The sequence below is a fragment of the Rhodococcus sp. ACS1 genome (assembly GCF_002300155.1).
Lineage (GTDB): Bacteria > Actinomycetota > Actinomycetes > Mycobacteriales > Mycobacteriaceae > Rhodococcus_F > Rhodococcus_F koreensis.
The window spans coordinates 454909-475575 of the sequence record NZ_NSDZ01000005.1 but is presented as its reverse complement, the minus strand read 5'-3'; the positions used below and the strand labels follow the sequence as shown (position 1 = coordinate 475575).

Here is a 20667-nt window from a genome sequence, read left to right as displayed (position 1 = left end):
CCGATGAGCGAGCGACGCGACGCGATTCTGAAGGCCAGCGCGACGGCGATTGCCCAGCGAGGTATCCGCGGGCTGCGCGTCAACGATGTCGCGGAGGTCGCGGGCGTCTCGCCGGGACTGCTGTACTACCACTTCAAGGATCGCATCGGCCTGCTCGAGGCCGCCCTGAACTACATCAACGACCGTGCCCGCGACTACCGCAGCGAGGGCGAGGGGTCCGCGGACTCCGCACGCGACCGGCTCACCCGCTCGCTCCTCGGCGAGATCCAGGACCGCCCCGAGGTCGTGGAGAACTCGCTGGCCTGGAACGAGTTACGCGCCTCCGCCGTGTACGAGGAGGCGCTGCGGGAGCCCCTCGCGCGGACCACCGCCGCGTGGGTTGCCGAGATCGCCGACGCGATCACGCAGGCGCAGGCCACCGGCGAGATCTCCCCCTCCCTCGACCCCCGGCGCACCGCGGTCACGATGACCGCCCTCGTCGAAGGACTGTCCGGGCGGTGGCTCTGCAAGGAGATCTCCACCGAGGACGCCCGCTCCCACCTGCTCGGCGCGATCGACGTCGTGATGTCCGAGCCCCCCAACCGCACCACCGACAACCCCGTCACCACCAGAACGAAGGAAAAACGATGACCATCCGCACGATCACCGCGCTGCCCGCACCCTCCTCCCCCGCACGTTCCACGGCGTCCGCCCGCACTCCGCTGCGGGTCGGGTTGGTGCAGCACCGCTGGCTCGCCGACGCGGACGCATTGCGCACCGGGTTGACCGACGCGATCGGTGAGGCGGCCGCCCTCGGCGCGGCAGTGGTGTTCCTGCCGGAACTCACGCTATCGAAGTACCCCGCCGACACCCGCGCGACCGGGAGACCCGGGCGCGACGCCGAGGACCTCACGACCGGACCGACATACAGTTTCGCGGCCGCCGCCGCTGCCCGCCACCAGGTATGCGTGCATGCCTCCCTCTACGAACGAGCCGACGGCCCCGACGGTCTCGGTTTCAACACCGCCATCCTCGTGTCCCCGTCCGGTGAACTGCTGTCCCGGACACGCAAGCTGCACATCCCCGTCAGCGCCGGATACTACGAGGACACCTACTTCCGCGGCGGCCCCGCCGACGACGCCTATCCCGTCTACCGGCCTGCCGAACTGGGCGGCGCCGCCCTCGGACTGCCGACGTGCTGGGACGAATGGTTCCCCGAGGTGGCGCGGATGTACTCGCTCGCCGGCGCGGAGATCCTGGTCTACCCCACCGCGATCGGGTCCGAGCCGAGCTTCCCGGCGTTCGACACGCAGCCGATCTGGCAGCACGTGATCGTCGGAAACGGCATCACCAGTGGCACATTCATGGTTGTCCCGAACCGTTGCGGCAACGAGGGCGGCATCGACTTCTACGGTTCCTCGTTCATCTCCGACCCGTACGGCCGAGTGCTGGTGTCCGCTCCCCGCGACGAGGAAGCGGTCCTCGTGGCCGACCTCGACCTCGACCAGCGCAAGGACTGGCTCGACCTCTTCCCGTTCCTGACCACCCGTAGGCCGGACACGTACACCCGGCTGACGGACGCCGTCGACCACGAGCACCCCTACGGTCTTCCGTCGACGGTCGCCGCCGCGGAGACCCGGTCATGACCTGGCGGATGCCCAGCGAGACGGAACCTCAGGAGCGGGTCTGGATGGCGTTCCCGCCTCTCGGGGCGTCGATGACCGCGACGGCGGACGACGCCCACGAGGCGCGGACCGCGTGGGCGGCCGCCGCCCACGCGGTCGCCGAATTCGAACCGGTCACCATGGTCGTCGATCCGGCAGACAGGAACGTCGCCCGGCAGTACCTGTCCCCGGACATCGACGTGGTCGAGGCGCCCCTCGACGACGCCTGGATGCGCGACATCGGTCCCACGTTCGTCCTCGACGAGGAGGACCGCCTCGGTGCCGTCGACTGGGTGTTCAACGGCTGGGGACAGCAGGAGTGGGCCACCTGGGACCACGACCGCTCCATCGGCGCGGCCGTCACGGCGTGGTCGGGCGCCCGGCCGGTCCCATCGTCGATGGTCAACGAAGGCGGCGGAATTCAGGTGGACGGCCACGGAACCGTGTTCGTCACCGAAACGGTGCAACTGGACCCACTGCGCAACCCCGGCCTGGACGCGGCCGGGGTCGAGGCGGAACTCGCGCGCACGATCGGCGCCGAGCACGTCGTCTGGCTGCCGCGCGGCCTGACGCGGGATTCCGAGAAGTTCGGCACCAAGGGGCACGTCGACATCGTCGCGGCGCTTCCCGCACCCGGGGTGGTCCTGGTGCACTGCCAGCGCGACCCGTCCCACCCCGACCACGAGGTGACCGCCGAGATCCTGAAGGTGCTGTCCGACAGCCGTGACCGGTCCGGTGCGCCGTGGCGGATCGTCGAGGTGCCCGCGCCGACGGTCCTGCGTGACGAGGAGGGGTGGGTCGACTACAGCTACATCAATCACCTCGTCGTCAACGGCGGCGTCATCGCGTGCGGCTTCGACGACCCCCACGACGCCCTCGCCCGCGACATCCTGTCGAGCGTCTACCCGGGTCGTCGCGTCGTCACCGTCGATGCCCGGCAGATCTTCGCGCGGGGCGGCGGCATCCACTGCATCACCCAGCATCAGCCGCGCGGGCGGATCTGACGGGCACCGGTTTCGCCGTCCACTTCCGTGAGCCGTCGGGTCAGGAAACGCCGGGTCGGTTCGTTCGCCGCCAGTGCGATCGCGGCGCGGTATTCCACGCTCGCCTCCGCCGGCCTGCCTGCTCGGCGCAGCAGGTCGGCGCGGGTGGCGTGCAGGGTGTGCGTCCGGGCCAGCCTCGGTTCCCCGACGAGCGCGTCCACCTCGGCGAGGCCGGCGTCGGGACCGTCACGGAAACTCACGGCGACAGCGTGATTGAGACGGACCGAGGGTGAGTCACCGTACGCGGCGAGATCGTCGTATCCGGAGACGACGGCATCCCAGTCGGTGGCTTCCCAGTTCGGCGCCGTCGCGTGGGCGGCGGCAATCGCGGCCTGCGCGCTGTACGGACCGCCTCCCCGGCGCCGGGCGGCCCGCAGGCACACGACGCCTTCCTCGATCTTCGCCCGGTCCCACCGCCTGCGATCCTGGCACTCGAGCGGGACGAGGTCACCGGCGTCGTCGGTGCGCTGGGTCCGCCTGCTGTCGTGGAACAGCATGAGCGCCATCAACGCCCACGCCTCACCCTCGTCCGGCATCAGCTCGCACAGCAACCGGCCGAGCCGCAGCGCCTCGTCGCAGAGTTCGTCCCGGATCGCGGCGTCACCGGACGTGGCCGAATACCCCTCGGTGAACACCAGGTAGATGCAGGCGAGCACCTGCGGGGTGCGCTCGGGAAGCAGATGGTCGGGCGGAACCCGGAACGGGATCCCGGCCGTCCGGATCTTGGCCTTGGCGCGGCTGAGCCGTTGGGACACGGTCGGTTCCGGGGCGAGGAACAACCGGGCGATCTCCGCAGGCCTCAGCCCGGCCACCAGCCGGAGCGTCAACGCCACCTGCGACTCCGAGGACAGCGCGGGATGGCAGCACGTGAACATGAGCCGCAACTGGTCGTCACGCACCGGCCACACCTCTTCCTCGTCCGGAGGCGGAACGAGCCTCGCCGCATCGTGCTCCTTGTCGCCGCGCAGCGACTCCCTGCGTAACCGGTCCAGTGCCCGGTTGCGGGCGACGGTCGTGATCCAGGCCCCCGGGTTGTTCGGCACACCCGAATCCGGCCAGCTGCGGATCGCCTCGGCGAACGCCTCCTGCACCGCGTCTTCCGCGAGGGACAGGTCACCGACCATCCGAGCCACGGTGGCCAGCGCCCGACCGGACTCCTCCCGAAAGACGCGGCTCAGCGTGTCGCCGTCCATTACTCGGCGAAGTCGACGATCTGCCGGAGTTCGATGCAGCCTTTCGGCGACACCGGGATCTTCGCCGACAACGCGATCGCGCTCTCCCGGTCGTCGGCTGCGAGCACGTACAGACCGTTCGCGACCTCGGTGGTCTCGGCGAAGGGGCCGTCGGTGAGCAGAAGTTCGCCGTCTCGGACGCGGATCGTCGTCGCGGAGTCCGGCGGATACAGGGCTCCGCCACCATGCACCGCGGACCCGGCGAGGCGACCGAACTTCTCGTGCTCGGCCATCCCCTCGTCCCACTGGGGTGTGCCCGGCGCCACCGCAGCCGCCACCGGTTCGCGGAGCAGCGCCATCCAGCAGCCTTTCTGATCGGTCACGGGCATCCACTCGAACATCGGCCACAACTCGATGATCGCCTCGGGGATGTGCCGCGCGACATTCAGCACCTCGTCCAGGTCCGGTCCCTCGAGAACGTAGAAACCACCGATCACCTCCACGGTCTCCGCGAACGGACCGTCCGTGATCAGCGCGCGGCCGCCCTCGTTCCGGATGGTCGCCGCCGCCGTGCTCGGATACAAGGCACCACCTCCGACGATCGCGGAGCCCGCTCTCTCCGTGAACGCCTGATGGCGCGCAACGGCCACCGCGAACTCCGGACTGTCCGGTGCCCATTCGGTGGCGTTCTTCTCGTCCGCCAGCAATGCCAGGTAGTACATGGGGTCATCCTTCCTCGGTTCGAAGGAACTCGGGTGCTCCCTCTGACCAGACGACGAAGAAAAGTAGCGAACTTCTACATCCGCGGCGAGAAACCTCCAACAGCAGGTGAAGAATGGTCGAAGAAGGCCTGCCAACCACCAACTGTTCACCATCTGGCCACTTGATCGTGAGATAACGAGCCGTACGCACCACTACCCGCTCAGAGAAGGAATCCTGGATTGTCTCTCCAGTCGCCGACGGATTCGGACCTGTCGCTCCGTATACCCCGGGAATTCCTCCGCCGTGAATTCGCACCGGCGCCGCGCACCCTCGTCGACATCCTGTTCGCGACGGCCGAGGCGAACCCCGAGGCCCCCGCGATCGACGACGGCACCACGTCGCTGACGTACCAGGAACTGCTCGAGGAGATCCGGCAGACCGCCGACGTCCTCGCCGGATCGGGAGTCGGGGCCGGCGATCGTGTCGGAATCCGCATGCCGTCCGGGTCGTGCTCGCTGTACGTCGCCATTCTGGCGACGCTCGCCGTCGGCGCCGCGTACGTGCCGGTCGACGCGGACGACCCCGAAGAACGCGCCGAACTCGTGTTCGGCGAGGCGCAGGTGCGGTGTGTGGTGACCGGTACCGGGATCATGGCCGGCACCGCACCGGCCAGGGCCGACGCGCCGAGCGCCCGCCCGCCGACCGTCGACGACGACGCGTGGATCATCTTCACCTCCGGGTCCACCGGCACCCCCAAGGGTGTCGCGGTGAACCATCGCAACGCGGCAGCGTTCGTGGACGCCGAGGCCCGGATGTTTCTGCAGGAAGACCCGATCCGGCCCGGCGACCGGGTGCTCGCCGGACTGTCGGTGGCGTTCGACGCGTCCTGCGAGGAGATGTGGCTGGCATGGCGTCACGGCGCCTGCCTGGTTCCCGCACCCCGGTCGCTGGTGCGCAGCGGCATGGACCTCGGCCCGTGGCTCGTCGCCCGCGACGTCAGCATCGTCTCGACGGTGCCGACCCTGGCGTCGCTGTGGCCCGCCGAGGCCCTCGAGGCCGTGCGCCTGCTGATCTTCGGCGGCGAGGCCTGCCCACCCGAACTGGCCGAACGCCTCGCCGTCGACGGTCGCGAGGTGTGGAACACGTACGGGCCCACCGAGGCGACGGTCGTGGCCTGCGGCGCCCTGATGGACGGTCGGAGCCCGGTCAGCATCGGCCTCCCGCTGGACGGCTGGGACCTCGCCGTCGTCGACGGATCCGGCGAACCCGTACCCGAGGGCGAGGTCGGCGAACTGGTCATCGGCGGTGTCGGCCTGGCCCGGTACCTCGACCCGGCGAAGGACGCCGAGAAGTACGCCCCGATGCCGACGCTCGGCTGGGATCGGGCCTACCGGAGCGGCGACCTGGTCCGCCTCGACCGCCGCGGGCTCCTGTTCCAGGGCCGCGCCGACGACCAGGTGAAACTCGGCGGCAGGCGGATCGAGCTGGGCGAGGTCGACAACGCGCTGCAGAACCTCCCCGGCGTCGGCGGCGCCGCCGCGGCCGTGCGCCGGACCGGCGCCGGTCACCAGATCCTCGTCGGCTACCTGGCCAGCACCAACCCCGACTTCGACCTCAAGGCCGCGCACACCGCGCTCACCGGCCAGCTTCCGGCCGCGCTGGTCCCGCGGCTGGTGCTGGTCGACGAACTCCCCACCCGCACGTCGGGGAAGGTCGATCGCAACGCCCTTCCCTGGCCGCCGCCGGGCGTCGACGACGCCGCGGAGAAGCTGGGCCTCGAGGGCACACCGGCGTGGGTCGCCGAGTTGTGGACGTCGATTCTGGGCGCCGAGATCACCGGAACCGACGACGACTTCTTCGAACTCGGCGGTGGTTCCCTCTCCGCCGCCCAGCTGGTCACGGCGCTGCGCGAACGGTTCCCCGAAGTGACTGTCGCGCAACTCTACGATCATCCGCGGCTCGGTTCCCTCGCCGAATACCTCGACGAGCTGGCGCCGATCGACGCCGCCGAACCCCGCATCGTCACCCCGACTCCGCGGCGAAGCCAGCTCGCGCAGATCGCGGCCACGGTCCCGCTCACCACGCTCACCGGTCTGCAGTGGGTGACGTGGCTGGCGATCGCGAACAACGTCTTCTCCTGGTTCACGACCGTGTCCTGGGCGCCGACGGTGTCGTGGTGGTGGATTCTGCTCGCGTTCTTCGCGTTCATCAGCCCGGTCGGCCGGATGGCCATCTCGGTGCTCGGTTCACGGATCCTGCTGCGCGGGCTCGAGCCGGGAACGTACCCCCGCGGCGGCAGCGAACACCTGCGACTGTGGGTGGCACTGCGCCTCACCGAGGCCAGCGGCGCCGCGAACCTGTCCGGGGCCCCGTGGATGCTCTACTACGCGCGGGCGCTCGGCGCCGACGTCGGCAAGGGCGTCGACCTGCACACCCTGCCGCCGGTCACCGGCATGCTCGAACTCGGCGACGGCTGCTCCGTCGAACCGGAGGTCGACCTGTCCGGGCACTGGGTGGACGGCGACGTCGTGCACATCGGCGGGATCAAGATCGGCCCCGGCGCCTCGGTCGGCGCGCGATCGACGCTGCTGCCCGGCGCCACCATCGGACGTAACGCCGAAGTCGAGGCCGGTTCCGCCGTGTTCGGACGCGTCAAGGCCAATCAGCACTGGGCCGGTTCACCGGCGGTCAAGGTCGGCAAGGCGGTCCACCCGTGGCCGGAAGGGACCCCGCGCCGCGCGGCCTACTGGGTTCCCGCGTTCGGCGTGACGTCCATGCTCATCGCCGGACTGCCGATCTTCGCCCTCGTCGCAGGCATCGTGGTCGTCGGGTGGTGGATCCGCGACGCGGCAACGGTCGGGGCGGCCGCACTCCAGTCGCTGGTGATCCTCCCCGTCGCGACGCTCGTCAGCCTCGCCGTGTTCGCCGTCCTCACGGTCGTGTCCGTCCGGCTGCTGTCGATCAGGTTGCGCGAGGGCTACCACCCGGTCCGTAGTCGCATCGGCTGGCAGGTGTGGGCCACCGAACGGCTCATGGATTCGGCCCGCACGTTCCTGTTCCCGCTGTACGCGAGCCTGCTGACACCGGGTTGGCTGCGGTTGCTCGGCGCCCGGATCGGCAAGAACGTGGAAGCGTCGACCGTCCTCATGCTGCCGAAGTTCACGACCGTGGCGGACGGCGCGTTCCTCGCCGACGACACGATGATCGCGAGTTACGAACTCGGCGGCGGCTGGATGCACATCGAGCACGCGAAGGTCGGCAAGCGCGCGTTCCTCGGCAACTCCGGGATGACCGGCCCGGGTAGGCGGGTCCCCAAGAACGGTCTCGTCGCCGTGCTGTCGGCCACGCCGTCGAAGGCGAAATCCGGTTCCTCCTGGCTGGGCAGTCCGCCTGTCCGCCTCCGCCGGGCGCCCGGCGACACCGACGCCTCCCGCACGTTCCGTCCGCCGTTCCGGCTCAAGGTCGCTCGTGCCGTCGTCGAAACGTGCCGTCTCCTTCCCGTGATGGTGACGTTCGGGATCGGGCTCGGCGTGCTGTTCGCGGTGGAGGTGATGGCCGGCCGCGTCGGTTTCTGGCTCGCGGCGCTGGCCAGCGGGCTCGTGCTCCTCGTCGCGGGTGCGGCCGCCGGACTGATCTCCGTCATCGCGAAGTGGCTGGTGGTGGGTCGGATCGGCAAGATCGAACACCCGCTGTGGAGTTCGTTCGTGTGGCGGAACGAGGTGTCGGACGCGTTCGTGGAGACCGTCGCCGCACCCTGGTTCGCGCGCGCCGCCACCGGCACCGCAGTGCTGAACGTCTGGTTGCGCGGCCTCGGCGCCACCATCGGCAAGGGGGTGTGGTGTGAAACCTACTGGCTCCCCGAGGCCGATCTCGTGACGCTGGGCGACGGGGCGACCGTGGAACGGGGGTGCGTGGTGCAGACTCACCTGTTCCATGATCGGATCATGTCCATGGACACCGTCATCCTCGGAGCCGGAGCCACCCTCGGGCCGCACTGTGTCGCGCTGCCCGCCGCCCGGATCGGCGAAGGCGGCACGGTCGGACCGGCCTCCCTCGTCATGCGCGGCGACTCCGTGCCGCCGTCCACGCGGTGGCAGGGGAACCCGATCGCCCCCTGGGCGGCCACGTGAAGTCCGACAAGGGGATGGACGAGCCGGTCGACCCGTACCTCCCCCAAAACGGCAACCGTGGATACCGGGTGTCCCGGTACGAACTCGACCTCACCTACAAGGTCCACAGCAACCGGCTGACGGGCAAGGCCACGATCACCGCGGTCACGACCGCGGTACGTTCCCGGTTCGCCCTGGACCTGGCGGCCGGCATGCACGTCACGAAGGTCGCGGCCAACGGTTCCCGCAACACGAAGTGGCTGCACCGCAACGGCAAGCTGATCATCACGCCCGCGCAGAAGATCCCCCCGGGCGGCGCTCTCGTGCTCACCATCCAGTACGGGGGTTCGCCGAAACCGATCCGCAGCATGTGGGGTGAGGTCGGGTGGGAGGAATTGTCCGAGGGCGCCCTCGTCGCCAGTCAGCCCAACGGGGCGGCGTCCTGGTTCCCGTGCGACGACCATCCCAGCTCGAAAGCCAGCTACCGCATCGCGATCACGACCGATTCGCCGTACTACACGGTGGCCAACGGCGCGCTGGTGAGCAAACAGACCCGGGCCAGTCAGACGACGTGGGTGTACGAGCAGACCGAGCCGATGCCGAGTTACCTCGCCACCATCCAAATCGGGCCGTACGAGCGCCGCAGGTTCGGTTCCGGTGGTGTTCCCATGTTCGCCGTCCACCCGCCGCGGCTACGAGCGTCGTTCGACGTGGACTTCGGCCGACAGCCCCAGATGATGGACGTGTTCTCCCGGTTGTTCGGCCCCTACCCGTTCGCCGACTACACGGTGGTCGTGACGGACGACGAGTTGGAGATCCCGCTCGAGGCGCAGGGACTGTCCATCTTCGGCGCCAACCATTGCACCGGCAGGCGCTGGGCCGAGCGTCTGGTGGCGCACGAACTGGCCCACCAATGGTTCGGCAACAGCCTGACGCTCGGCCAGTGGCGGGACATCTGGTTGCACGAAGGCTTCGCCTGTTACGCCGAGTGGATCTGGTCGGAGAATTCCGGTGGACATTCGGCGCACCAACTCGCCCTGCAGGCGCATCAGGGCCTGGCCCGTAAACCACAGGACCTGATGATCGCCGATCCGGGACCGCAGCTGATGTTCGACGACCGCGTCTACAAGCGCGGCGCGCTCACGCTCCACGCGCTGCGGCGCCGGCTCGGCGACGACAAGTTCTTCGCGTTGCTGCGCGAGTGGACCCTGGCCCATCGCCACTCCACCGTCACGAGCGAGCAGTTCACCGATCTGGCCGCCCACTACACCGACGAATCGCTGCGCCTGCTGTGGGATTCGTGGCTCGGGGAGAAGACGCTGCCGTCGATGTGATCTGACGCCGCTTCCGAATTCGGCAGGTGCGCGCGCCACTTCGTGAGGGCGAGCGCGAGGCAGCCGACGGCCGCGACCGCCCCGAACACGAACATTCTCGGGTACGTCACCGCCGGGAACGTCTCGGACAGGTACGCCATCACGACGGGTGTCCCGAACCCCAGATACGTCAGCGAGTAGAAGACCGCGGTCAGTCCGGCGAGGTCGTCCGGGCCCGCGATCCGCTGGATCTCCTGCAGTCCCGACACCATCGCCATGCCGTATCCGCAGCCGAGCACGACGGCCGCGGCGAGCGCGAGCGGGACGGTCAGCGCGGACGCCGCGACCACCGCGACACCCATTCCGGCGACGACGACAACGAGCGAGACCACGACGGCCCGCGCGTTCCGGGGAGTGTCGATCTTGCGGCCGAGAGCCTGGATGGCGAAACCCGCCCCGAGGCCGACCATGCACATGAGCGCGGAGAACGCGAGCGGCAGCCCACCGGTGTTCCGGGACATCAGCGACGGGAGCACCGCGTAGGCGGCGGCCGCCGTGCCGAACACCCACGGCGCGAGCGGCACGATCACGAACAGGAACCGCTTGTGCGCGGCGGACGGGATCGCGAGGTCGCGGGCGAGGGAGACTCGTTCGGAGACGGGCTGGGCCGCGCGGGTCTCGGGGGCCCGCCACAGCGCGACGGCTGCGGCGACGGCGATCGCACTGTGCACGGCGTAGGACAGGACGCTCGGCAGCGGCGCCCACTGCGCGAGAAACCCGGCGACACCGGCACCCAGGCCGAACCCACCCGTCAGGCTCATCGCGGCCCGCCGCGCACCCGCACCGTCCGCGGCCGCGGGATCCCACGGCGGGGTCGACAACTCCTTCACCCAGCTGCCGCCGACGGCCATGCCGAGGCCGAGCGCGACGCCGCACAGGACGCGGCCGACGATGAGCATCGCCGCGGAGTCGGCGCCGAGGGCCAGGAGTGCGGAGCCGGCGACCGTCAGGAACGGCGCGGGGAGCAGGATCGGCCGTCGTCCCAGCCGGTCGGACAGTGGTCCGCCGAGGAGCAGGGCGGGCACGATCCCGACGACGTAGGCGAACAGGAACAGGTCGACCGTGACCGGTGAGAATCCGTGATCGGCGCGGTACATCCCGAGCAGCGGCGTGAACTCGTTGCCACCCCAGGCGACGGCGAACATGGTCGCGGCCACCAGCATCCAGGCGCGCGGCGACGCGAGGGCCTGCGGCATCTCCGTCGGGTATTCGCGGACGGCGGTCATCGCGCAACTCCTCTCGGGTTGAGGGCGTGGACCTGGCGCATGTGGACGAGCACCGCGGCGTCGAAGCCGGCGGCGTCACCGGCCTCGACGAGTTCCGTCAGCTGTTCGTGGTCGGCGATGATCCTGGGCAGCTGTCCCGGGTCGCGGGTGATGGAGTGTGCCGTCATCCGGCGCTGGCGCTCGCGGATGCTGGAGTAGAACGTCGCGAGCAGCGGGTTCTCGCCCGCCTCGACGATCATCCGGTGGAAGTCGGCGTCGGCGGCGCTGAAGGCCGCGACGTCGCCTCGTGCGGCGATCTCGCGCTGCTCCGCGAGGTTCTCGCGCAGGCGGGCGACGAGGAGTTGGCGGGCGTGCGGCTGATCGGCGAGCACCCGGACGCTGTGTGTCTCGACGAGTTGGCGGGCGTCGACCACGTGTTCCGCCTCGCCGTCCGCGACGGGCACGACGAGCGCGCCCCGCTTCGGGTACAGCCGCATCCAGCCCTCGGCCTCGAGCCGGAGGAAGGCCTCGCGCACCGGGGTGCGGCTGAGCCCCATCCGTCCGGCGATCTCGCCCTCGCTGATCAGCTCACCGCCGGGCAGGCCGCCCGACAGGATGAGTTCCTTGACCTCGCGATAGGCCTGCTCCGCGGCGGAATACAACATAGACACAAGATGTATTTATACTCCTGAGCCGAGGACGGGTCTATGCCGAGACGGCCACTGTGAGCTCTATCTCCACGGGCGCGCCGGACGGCAGGGCGTACACGCCGATCGCGCTGCGCACCGGCAGCGCGCCGGGTCCCAGGCATTCGACCAGCACGTCGGATGCACCGTCGGCCACCGCGGACAGCTCGCGGAAGTCCGGGGCACACGCGACGAAGACGCTCATCCGCAGGCATCGGGAGATGGCGGCCGTGCCACCGACGGCCGCGGCGACGGCGGCGATCGCGTTTCTCGCCGCCAACCCGGCCGCCTCCCGGGCCCGCGGAATGTCCAGGTCTCGTCCGACGACACCGGCCACGGTCAGCACCCCGTCGCGGCGCGGTGTCATCCCCGCGCTGTACGCGATCCCGTCGTGCACGACGGCGGGGATGTAGCGGCCCTGCGGCCGCGGGACGGATTCCGGCTCAGACACCGAGCGCTATCCCTTCCTGACGAGGGTCGGCGGCACCGGACAGCAGTCCGCGTGCGGTGTCGACGGAGATGATCTGAGCGCTGCCGCCTGCCGCCCACGGCCCCTGCACCGCGACGTCGTGACCCAGCCGCTCCAACTCGGCACGCACCTTCTCCGGGATACGGGACTCGCAGCGCAGTTCCGCCGGGCGGCCGACCACGTCGGCGTCGCTGCCGGGGAAGACCGTGAAGCGGGGGGCCGCGACGGCCTCCGCCGGGTCGAGTCCGTGGTCGAGCAGGTGCGAGATCAGTTGCATGTTCCACTGCACCTGCCCGTCCCCGCCCGGGGTGTTGCCGACGTGCAGCAGATTCCCGGACGTGTCGGTGACGACCCACGCGTTGAGGGTGTGCAGCGGCTTGCGCCGCGGCGCCGCGGCGTTCGGATGTCCCGGGATCAGGTAGGCCCCGCGGCCGTATCGGTTGTTCAGCACCACCCCGGTGCCGGGGACGGTCATCTTGGCGCCGAACGTGAAGGCGAGGGAGTGGATGAAACTGACGGCACGGCCGTCGGCGTCCACCGCGACGGTGGAGGTGGTGTCTCCCGCGCTCACACTGAAGGCTCCCGACGACGCCCGGTGACCGTCCAGCCGGTCCCGCGCCGACCCGACCGCGGCCGGCTCGAGGACCGCCTGCCACCCGTCGTTGCCGGCGCCGCAGGTCGCGAGCCGATCCTCGAACGCCAGGCGCGCCGCTCTCGCCATGCGGTCGACGGCCGGAGCGGTCAGCCACGGGGAGAAGCCGACGACGCCATCATTCAGCGCTGCCTGCTGCAGCACCATCCATCCGGGTGTGGGCAACGGCGTCTGGTGCACGACCGCGCCGGCGTAGTGGCCGCTGATCGCGGACTCCGGTCGCACGTCGGCGCCTGCCTCCCACTCGTCCCCGCCGAACGGCGCCCCTCCGGCGCGGAGCGCGTCGACGGCCCGCCGAGCGAACGAGCCGGTGTAGAAACCGTGCACGTCGCGCGCCAGTTGACGGAGGAATCCGGCCAGATCGCGCTGCGGCAGCAACTCCCCGACCTGCGGTAACCGCCCGCCCGGCAGATACACGGCACGCAGTCCGGGGTCGGCGGCGATCGCGGCCTGCGCCTCCCGCACGTCGTCGCGAGTCTTGGCCGAGCAGGGCAGCCCCTTCTCGGCCGCGCGGACCGCCGGCGCCCAGAGATCCCCCAGCGAGCGGGTGGCCCCACCCGCGTGGAGTGCGGCGAGGGCGGCGGGCGCTCCGGGAACCGCCACCGCCAGCGCCCCGTCGAGGGGAACCGACCGCAGCCCGCGTTCGGTGTAGAAGTCCACGTCGGCGCCGTCGGGCCCGAAGCCGCTGCCCCCGACCGTCCACACCGTTCCGTCGGGTTCGCGGACGACGGCGAACGCGTCGCCGCCGATCCCGCACTGGCCGGGCAACGTCAGCCAGGTCATCGCGGCCATGGCCAGTGTCGCGTCGATCGCGTTGCCGCCGTCGGCGAGTACGCGCGCACCGACCGTGCTCGCCGCGGGATGACTGGACGAGACCATGCCGTCGGTGGAGAGGGTGGACGGTCGAGGGTTCACTTCATGCACCCCCGCGCGGCCCGCCGGCGCGGAATGGAGCTCATGTCGTCCGGGTCGATGCCGACGAAGATCTCGCCGTCACGTTCCTCTACGGGATAGGTCTTGATGGCCACCGTCGCCGGCGGGCACACGGGCTCACCGGTCTCGAGGTCGAACACGCTTCCGTGGCAGGAACATCCGATGCCGTCGTCCACGAGTTTCCCGGACGAGAGCAGGCAGTCCAGGTGCGTGCAGTAGTTGGACGTGGCGTAGGCCTTCCCGTTCAGGCGGGCCACGGCGAACTCGTGGTCACCGGCGAAGAAGCGGCGCACGATGCCTTCGGAAACCTGTCCGGAGCGCGCAACGCGAGTGAATTCCATGGTCTTCTCCCTCTGTCGACAGGTCGGTCTCAGGCCGAAGGGCTGAGGTAGACGGTCTTTTCGGCTTGGTAGAACTGCATCATCGAGTCCCCCGCCTGTTCCTTGTGGGTCTGCGTGCTCGACGCCTTGTACCCGCCGAACGGCGCGTTCATGCTCATGCCGGTGGTGGGCTGGTTGATCTTCACCAGGCCCGATTCGGAACGGCCTGCGAACGCGAGCGCCCTGGTCACGTCGTTGGTGACGATTCCGGCGCTGAGCCCGAATTCGGTGTCGTTCGCGAGTGCGACCGCCTCGTCGAAGCCGGCGGCCCGCAAGAATACCAGCAGTGGTCCGAACACCTCTTCCGTCACCACCCGCATGTCCGGGCTGCCTCCGGCGAACACGGTCGGGACGGCGAAATAGCCGTTCTCGCTGTCGAGACTGGTTCCGCCACAGACCAGTTCGGCGCCTTCGTCACGGCCAATCTGCACGTACTCGAGGAACTTGGCGAGCTGCCCCGCGCTCGCGAGAGCACCCATCCCCACCCCCGGGTCCGCGCCCGGCCCGACGGTGATCTCGCCGGCGAGTTCCACCACGCGGTCCAGCAACCGGTCGTGGATCGAGTCCACCGCGATCACCCGACTGGTGCCCGTGCAGGCCTGCCCGGACAACCCGAAGGCGCCCTTGACGATCAGCGCTGCCGCCTTGTCCACGTCTGCGTCGTCGAGGACGACGACGGGATTCTTGCCGCCCATCTCGAGTTGACTCCGGCGCGACGGACCCACCGCCGCGTGGATCGCGCGGCCCACGCCGGTGGAGCCGGTGAACGTCACGGCGTCGACGCGCTCGTCCGCCGCGATTGCGGCGCCGGCGCGGCCGGAGCCCTGGACCAGAGCGACGGCCCCGGCCGGAAGCCCCCCGGCCAGCAGTGCCTCGACCAGCCGCTGTCCCATCAGCGGCGTCAACTCGGACGGTTTGAACACCACGACATTTCCCGCGGCGAGGGCCGGTCCCAGTTTGCGTGACGGGATGTTGAGCGGGAAGTTCCATGGGGTGATCGCGCCGACGATGCCGACGGGTTCGCGCAGGGTGATGACCAGTCCCTCGCCCGGGGTGGGATACGTGCTGCCGGTGGTCCGGAGCGCCTCACCCGCGTAGAAGCGCAGGTTCATCGGAGTGCGGCCGACTTCCATCGTCGCCTCCGCCCGGGTCTTGCCCTCCTCTCGAACGAGTTCGTCGACGAGTTCGGCTGCCCGCGTCTCGAGGTGCGCGGCGGCACCTTCCAGAATCGCCGCGCGGCGTTCCGGGGGCGTCGCGGCCCACTGCGGCGCCGCCTTGGCCAGCGCGCCCACGGCGGCATCCACGTCCGCCTCGGTGGAATCGGGGAACACGCCGATCACGTCGTGGTGGTCGGCGGGGTTGCGCCGCTCGAACACCTCGCCCGAGAACGACGGAACCCACTGCCCGTCGATCAAATTGAGTCCCTCGATCATGACACCGTCACCAATTCCTCGTCGTCCTCGTCCATCAGGTCGAACAGGTCGACGCTCTCGTCCGCCAACCGGGCCGGTGCGATCGCCCGGCCGATCAGTTCCCTGGCCGCGCCGATCTCCTCGCCGCGGTCGAGCGTGAAGGCGCCGCGCACGACGCCGCGGTCCAGATAGAAGGCGGCGAATTCGCCGCTGTCGGCATTGCCGCGGAATACCAGGTCCGTGTAGGTGGCGGCGCCGGTGAACTGGATGTTCTTGCCGAACTGATCGGACCAGAACCAGTGCGCGGGGTCCACGGCCCCGACGCGTCCGAGCATCAGGTTCGCCGTCGCGGCCCCCTGCTTGCTCGCGTTGTCGAAGTGTTCGACGCGAACGTGTCTGCCTGCCGCGTCGGAGAATCGGGCCGCCACGTCGCCGGCGGCGTACACGTGCGGAATCGACGTCCGCCCCTGCGCATCCACGAGGATTCCGCCGTCGACGGCCAGTCCGGAGGCCTGCGCGACCTCGACGTTGGGGACGATCCCGATCCCGACCAGCACGACGTCGGCCTCAATCACGTCTCCGCCCTCGAGCGCGATGAGCACGCCGTCCGGCCGGGTCGTCACGGCGTCGACCCGGACGCCGCCGCGTACGGTGACGCCGTTCTCGCGCTGCAACCGCGTGCAGATGTCGCCCATCTCGGGCCCGAGAATCCGGGCGAGAGGCACCGCGTCCGCCTCGAGGACCGTCACCTCCGCCCCGAGAGTTCGCGCGGTGGCAGCAATTTCGAGTCCGACGAAACCGCCGCCGATCAGCACCAGTCGAACGCCGGGGCGAAGCTGGGCGGCGAGCCGTTCGGCGTCGTCGATCGTCCTCAGGTAGTGCACCCGTTCCGGTGCGGGGCCGGTCACCGGCATCGTGCGCGGCCTGCCGCCGGTCGCGACGAGGACGGCATCGGCCGCGATGCTCCGCCCGTCGGACAGTTCGACCGATCCGCCGCTCGCGTCGATCCGCGTCACCGTCGTGCCGGTGAGGAGTTCGACGTTCTGCTGGTCTCGCCATGCGTCGGGCAGGAGCATCAACGATTCGCGGTCCTCCTGCCCGGCGAGGAATTCCTTGGACAGCGGTGGGCGCTGATACGGCGCGTGCGGCTCGTCGCCGACGAGGAGGATCCTGCCGTCGAACCCTCGGCGCCGCAGGGTGCGCGCCGCGACGGCGGCGGTCTGGCCGGCACCGATGGTGACGATGGTGTTCAGCGTCATGGTGTCACTCGCTCTCTCAGTCGACTTCGGCCGGCGAAGTCGCGGTCTCGGCGTAATCGGGGCTGCGGGTGAGATCCACGTAGACGACGTCGTCCTCGACCTTCACCGCGTAGGTCGGCTGGCACAGGTCCTGGTCTTCCTCGTAGCCGGTGTCGAGGTCGAACGCCCACTGGTGGCCCGGACAGATGACGCGCCCGTGCAGCAGCGTGCCTTTCGCCAGCGACCGATCCTGATGGACGCACAGATCACGGAAGGCGTAGATCCGGTCGTCGGTCTGGAACAGGGCGATCGCGGTGTCCCCGGCCTCGACTCGAAGCTTCCGGCGGCGGCCGAGTTCGCGCACGGTGACCAGCCGGGTCCAGTTCGTCTCCATCGTTCTCTCCTGTCGGGCGGCCTGCGTCCGGAGGGGCCCGGTCCGGGCCCCTCCCTTCGCACGGTCAGGCGGTCGCGAGCGTGAGGTCCGGTGCCACGTACGTGTCGTAGAGACCCTTCGTGTACGAGAAGCGCATCTCGGCTCCCCACTGCACGAGTTGCAGGCAACGCTGCTGCAGCTGCGGGGTGTCCGCGTGGTCGAGCACGATCTGGTATCCGCGCTCACCGTGCACGACGTCCGACGTGATGTGCAGGTCGAAGAACTCGATCTCGTCCTCGGTGAACCCGTACACCTCACGCAGCGGGACGATCTGCTTCTTGTAGATGCTCGGAACCTGCGACTCGAGTCCGACGACGAGTGCGGCGGTGGCCACGACGAAGTGTTCACGCTGCGACACCGCGTAGCACCAGGACTGCAATCCGCGGGTGATCGCATTCATGTTCGACGGATCCTCGACGCGTTCCTTCGTGGTGCCGCACGCCTCGGCGAACTTGATGAGGAGGTCGGTGTGCCGGATGTCGGCCAGTTCCTCCTCGTACATGTTCTGGAGGGTGAAATCCTTTGCATTGGTGAAGGTGTCGGGGGTGTTCGAGTAGATATTCGCGAGGTAGTCGGCGAAGGGACCGACGTAGTGGTAGTGGTTCTCCGCCCACCGCGCGAAGTGGTGCTTCTCGAGCTTGCCCTCGGCCCAGGCCTTGCTGAACGACGCGTTCTTCGCCTCGCGGCCCTTGATGGCGTTCTCCAGAGCTGTGCGGAATTCGTCCCTGCCCAGTAGTTCGGTCATGATGTGCCTCGTCTTCCTCGGGTATGAGATGGTTGGGGAATGCTCCGACTGGAGTGAATTCGACGGTATCGACTCGAGATCGGGGCGACCACGGTCGAAGTGACTGCGACGGAACGGTTTCGATGTGCACGTTGTCGGCACACCGGGAAGTTTGTCAGTTGCGCACTACCGCGAGAGCTTCGAACTCGGCCAGCATCGCCGCTCCGACCGCCTTGTCCTGCTTGCCGTTTCCGCCGCTGATCCCGATGCCGCCGACGATCTGGCCGTCGAAGACGAGGGGGAATCCGCCGACGAACACCGCGAACTTGCCCGGCAGCATGTGGCTGATGCCGAATGCCTCGTTCCCGGGCAGAGCGGGGCCGTCCGGGGCCTCGTTGAACAGGTGCGTGGCCCGCTCGTGGCCGGCCGCGGTGAACGCCTTGGCGATCGCGATGTCGACTCCGGTGAGGCGCGCTCCGGGCAGTCGGTGCAGGGCCAGGACGTTGCCGCCGTCGTCGCAGACGCACAGGGTCTGCTTGACGCCGATTTCCTCGGCCTTCGCGCGTCCCGCGGCGAGCAGCGGGAGTGCGTCGTCGAGGGTGATGCGGTGAACCTGATGCATGGTCTTCTCCGTTGCGTATTCGGGAGGAAGTGATGCACCGATTTCTATCACCGGCATCGCCGGCGGAACCATGGTCAAACTATCCGGCAATTTCCGTGAAATCAGGGCATAGTGCATAGGCAGTGCAGGTGCGCGCTCCGCCATACTGCACCTTTCGACTCCAGCCGAGGAGGTCCGTAGTGGACGACACCACGACGCCGAACGCGGACGACGAGCGACTGTCGCTGCGCGGCCTGCTCGAAGAGCCACTGCTCGCGTCGGCCCGGGTGCTGTCCGGCACGGACGCCCTGAGCGGCCCGGTGACGTGGTGCCTGCCGTGGGGTGAGGTGATGAGCAGGCCCGACTCGCTCGCCGAGGTCGCCGTCTACACCCGGCCCGAAACCCTGTCCGCACCCGGACGCGAACTCGAGTCGCTGGTGGCGCGGGGTGCCGGCGTCCTCCTGGTCGACGGGTCGGCGCCCGTAGGCATCACCTGGCCGACCGGACTGACGGTCGTGGAACTGGGATTTCCCGTAGGGTTCACGGCGCTCAACCGACTCCTCGCCGAGCGCGCACTCACCCAGGAAGCGCACGTGATGCGTTATGCGCTCACCGTGCATCAGTCGCTCGCGGGGTTGCTGCACCGTGGGGCGGGCCTGCCGATGCTGATCCGCGAGGTCGCGGCGCTGACCTCGGACGTCGCGGTCGCTCTGGATGTCCGGGGACGCCTCCTCGCGCACGCCGGACTTCCGGACGCCGAGGACGCGGGCACCGTCGCGCTGCTCGACGCGCTCGCCGACGCCCTGCCGCGGTTGGAGGAATCGCCACCGGCACGGATGCACAACGTGCACGTGATCCGCCTGGAGCATCCGGATGGACTGTTCGCCCCCACGACGGCGGTCGCCGGGGCGATGCAACTGGCAGGCCGCTACGAGGGCTGGGTCGTCGTCATCGTGCCCGGGGCCAACCCGCGCAGGCACGACATCGCGCAGCACCGGGTGGTCGTCGAGCAGGCCGGGACGATCATCGGCACCGAGATGCTCCGGCAGCGGAGCGTGGACGAGGCCGAGGAGCGGGCCCGGGGCGACTTCGTTCAGGCCCTGGTGCACGGCAACTTCGCCAACGACCACGACCTGCGCACCCGGGCCGCACTGCACGAGATCGATCTGGACCTGCACTACATCGTGTTCGTCGCTCCCGGTCTCGTCGATCGGGCGGCGGGACGACCCGGCGCGAGCATGGTCCGGCTGGCTCGCTACGCCGCCGGCGTGCTCCCCCGTCCGGGCGTACGTTCTCATGTCACCGTCATCGGCGACGTGCTCGTGGTGATCCGATCCCTGAGTTCCGCCGGCGCCCCCGGCGTCGACTCGGAGATCGGCGAGTACGCGCACGCCATGGCGCTCGATCTCGAAACCCGGTTGGGCCAGCGGATTCCCGTTGCCCACGGTCGCCCGGCGGCGGGCGCCCGCGACATCGGGGAAAGCTACCGCGAGGCCCGCATCACCCTGGGTATCGCCCAGCGGCTCGGGCTGTCCGGCTCGGTGGCCTACAACGACCTGCGCGGGTTCAGCGTGCTCGCCCGCGCCACCGACACCGACGAGAGCCGTCGGCTCATCCGCGACGTTCTCGGCCCCCTTCGGGCGTCGAATTCGCACGCCGACACCGAGGAGTTGCTGTTCGCCTATCTCGAAGAAGGCGGCAACATCAACGCCGCCGCGCGGCGGCTCCGGATCCACCGGAACACGATGATCGCCAAGCTCGACCGCACGTCGCGGCTCATCGGCATGGACATCCGGGAACCGGAGAACCAGTTCACGCTGTGGCTGGCGCTCCGGCTCGATCTGCTCTCCCAGGTGCAGGACACGGTCAACAACGAGATCGTGACTCGCTAG

At 69.6% G+C, this 20667-nt stretch carries 18 protein-coding genes; 6 read left to right on the top strand and 12 right to left on the bottom strand.

Features of this window, described 5'->3' with window-relative positions; genetic code table 11:
- Positions 1–3 precede the first annotated feature (3 nt).
- From CJ179_RS22920 to CJ179_RS22910, 3 genes are read left to right on the top strand one after another with little or no spacing between them, the layout of a single operon-like run.
- Positions 4–630, top strand: a complete 627-nt coding sequence (locus CJ179_RS22920; RefSeq protein WP_072947337.1) for a TetR/AcrR family transcriptional regulator — start codon at positions 4–6, stop codon at positions 628–630.
- On the top strand, positions 627–1625 hold the full coding sequence (locus CJ179_RS22915) for a nitrilase-related carbon-nitrogen hydrolase (protein WP_095862982.1): 999 nt from the start codon (positions 627–629) through the stop codon (positions 1623–1625). Before CJ179_RS22920 ends, CJ179_RS22915 begins: the two co-directional genes overlap by 4 nt.
- Complete coding sequence (locus tag CJ179_RS22910) at positions 1622–2647, top strand: agmatine/peptidylarginine deiminase (protein ID WP_072947335.1); 1026 nt, start codon at positions 1622–1624, stop codon at positions 2645–2647. The genes CJ179_RS22915 and CJ179_RS22910 overlap by 4 nt, the downstream gene beginning before the upstream one ends.
- Here CJ179_RS22910 and CJ179_RS22905 read toward each other — a convergent pair.
- A complete protein-coding gene (locus CJ179_RS22905) occupies positions 2626–3879 on the bottom strand; it encodes an RNA polymerase sigma factor (RefSeq protein WP_095862981.1) in 1254 nt (417 codons plus the stop codon). The genes CJ179_RS22910 and CJ179_RS22905 overlap by 22 nt on opposite strands.
- Complete coding sequence (locus tag CJ179_RS22900; protein ID WP_095862980.1) at positions 3879–4580, bottom strand: YciI family protein; 702 nt, start codon at positions 4578–4580, stop codon at positions 3879–3881. Before CJ179_RS22900 ends, CJ179_RS22905 begins: the two co-directional genes overlap by 1 nt.
- A 219-nt stretch (positions 4581–4799) precedes the next feature.
- Between CJ179_RS22900 and CJ179_RS22895 the strand changes: the two genes are divergently transcribed.
- Together CJ179_RS22895 and CJ179_RS22890 are read left to right on the top strand one after the other, a co-directional pair.
- Positions 4800–8690 carry a Pls/PosA family non-ribosomal peptide synthetase gene (locus tag CJ179_RS22895; protein ID WP_095862979.1) on the top strand — a complete coding sequence of 1297 codons (3891 nt, stop codon included), beginning with the start codon at positions 4800–4802 and terminating at the stop codon, positions 8688–8690.
- A gap of 14 nt (positions 8691–8704) precedes the next feature.
- Complete coding sequence (locus CJ179_RS22890; protein WP_072947393.1) at positions 8705–10003, top strand: M1 family metallopeptidase; 1299 nt, start codon at positions 8705–8707, stop codon at positions 10001–10003.
- On the opposite strand, the gene CJ179_RS22885 is transcribed toward CJ179_RS22890, so the two are convergent.
- The 10 genes from CJ179_RS22885 to CJ179_RS22840 all read right to left on the bottom strand — a co-directional run bounded on the left by CJ179_RS22885 (position 9934) and on the right by CJ179_RS22840 (position 18796).
- The gene (locus tag CJ179_RS22885) at positions 9934–11268 is read right to left on the bottom strand and encodes an MFS transporter (protein ID WP_095862978.1); all 1335 of its coding nucleotides are present in this window, start codon (positions 11266–11268) and stop codon (positions 9934–9936) included. The two genes, CJ179_RS22890 and CJ179_RS22885, sit on opposite strands and share 70 nt — an antisense overlap.
- Complete coding sequence (locus tag CJ179_RS22880) at positions 11265–11912, bottom strand: GntR family transcriptional regulator (RefSeq protein ID WP_095862977.1); 648 nt, start codon at positions 11910–11912, stop codon at positions 11265–11267. The genes CJ179_RS22885 and CJ179_RS22880 overlap by 4 nt, the downstream gene beginning before the upstream one ends.
- Before the next feature lie 40 nt (positions 11913–11952).
- On the bottom strand, positions 11953–12384 hold the full coding sequence (locus CJ179_RS22875; RefSeq protein ID WP_095862976.1) for a RidA family protein: 432 nt from the start codon (positions 12382–12384) through the stop codon (positions 11953–11955).
- Positions 12377–13969, bottom strand: coding sequence for a gamma-glutamyltransferase family protein (locus CJ179_RS22870; RefSeq protein WP_095862975.1), 1593 nt, complete (start codon positions 13967–13969; stop codon positions 12377–12379). Before CJ179_RS22870 ends, CJ179_RS22875 begins: the two co-directional genes overlap by 8 nt.
- Positions 13966–14328: a non-heme iron oxygenase ferredoxin subunit gene (locus tag CJ179_RS22865; RefSeq protein ID WP_072947327.1), complete on the bottom strand. Its 363-nt coding sequence runs from the start codon at positions 14326–14328 to the stop codon at positions 13966–13968. The genes CJ179_RS22870 and CJ179_RS22865 overlap by 4 nt, the downstream gene beginning before the upstream one ends.
- Before the next feature lie 29 nt (positions 14329–14357).
- Complete coding sequence (locus tag CJ179_RS22860) at positions 14358–15800, bottom strand: aldehyde dehydrogenase family protein (protein WP_095862974.1); 1443 nt, start codon at positions 15798–15800, stop codon at positions 14358–14360.
- The gene (locus CJ179_RS22855) at positions 15797–17038 is read right to left on the bottom strand and encodes an NAD(P)/FAD-dependent oxidoreductase (protein ID WP_095862973.1); all 1242 of its coding nucleotides are present in this window, start codon (positions 17036–17038) and stop codon (positions 15797–15799) included. Before CJ179_RS22855 ends, CJ179_RS22860 begins: the two co-directional genes overlap by 4 nt.
- A 16-nt stretch (positions 17039–17054) precedes the next feature.
- Positions 17055–17411 carry a Rieske 2Fe-2S domain-containing protein gene (locus tag CJ179_RS22850; RefSeq protein ID WP_087559799.1) on the bottom strand — a complete coding sequence of 119 codons (357 nt, stop codon included), beginning with the start codon at positions 17409–17411 and terminating at the stop codon, positions 17055–17057.
- 64 nt (positions 17412–17475) lie between these two features.
- Positions 17476–18195, bottom strand: coding sequence for a TenA family transcriptional regulator (locus CJ179_RS22845; RefSeq protein ID WP_072947323.1), 720 nt, complete (start codon positions 18193–18195; stop codon positions 17476–17478).
- Between the two features lie 154 nt (positions 18196–18349).
- A complete protein-coding gene (locus tag CJ179_RS22840) occupies positions 18350–18796 on the bottom strand; it encodes a heme-binding protein (protein ID WP_072947392.1) in 447 nt (148 codons plus the stop codon).
- A gap of 179 nt (positions 18797–18975) precedes the next feature.
- Between CJ179_RS22840 and CJ179_RS22835 the strand changes: the two genes are divergently transcribed.
- The gene (locus CJ179_RS22835; RefSeq protein ID WP_072947322.1) at positions 18976–20667 is read left to right on the top strand and encodes a CdaR family transcriptional regulator; all 1692 of its coding nucleotides are present in this window, start codon (positions 18976–18978) and stop codon (positions 20665–20667) included.